Raw genomic sequence first — 525 nt, 5'->3', positions numbered from 1 at the left:
GCGATCAACGACGCCCTCCTGGCCGACACCGCTGAACGCATCGCCGCCATTCGCGCTTCGGAAGAAGGCCGCGAAGGCGTGCAAAGTTTCCTGGGCAAGCGCAAGCCGAACTGGCTGCTGCCGGCCTGACCCGCATAACAACGAAACCACGCATCACTCGAAGGAAGTCCTCATGCAATCCACTCCGCTCAACTTCGTGCCGAACGCCGCCAAGGTGCCGCCCACGCCCGGGCAGAATCCCAACGCCCGCTGGAGCCGCGAAGCCATCGAAGCGCTGTTCGCGCTGCCGTTCAACGACCTGCTGTTCCAGGCGCAGCAGGTGCACCGCGCCAACTTTGATGCGAATGCCGTGCAGCTCTCGACGCTGCTGTCCATCAAGACCGGCGGCTGCCCCGAAGACTGCTCGTACTGCCCGCAAGCGGCGCGCTACGACACCGGTGTCGAGGCTGAAAAGCTGATGCCGATCGACGAAGTGCTGGAAGCCGCCTCGCGCGCCAAGCAAAACGGCGCGAGCCGCTTCTGCAT

The 525-nt window shown here is 64.6% G+C and carries 1 pseudogene; it reads left to right on the top strand.

What is annotated here, in order from left to right:
- Nucleotides 1–172: 172 nt before the first annotated feature.
- Nucleotides 173–525 (top strand): annotated as a pseudogene (locus tag RX972_RS29240) (hypothetical protein); the annotation flags it as partial.

Origin of the sequence: Pseudomonas syringae group sp. J309-1 (genome assembly GCF_032582135.1) — a bacterium.
Lineage (GTDB): Bacteria > Pseudomonadota > Gammaproteobacteria > Pseudomonadales > Pseudomonadaceae > Aquipseudomonas > Aquipseudomonas quasicaspiana.
The sequence above is the reverse complement of the archived record's forward strand: the minus strand, read 5'-3'. Positions and strand labels throughout refer to the sequence as shown.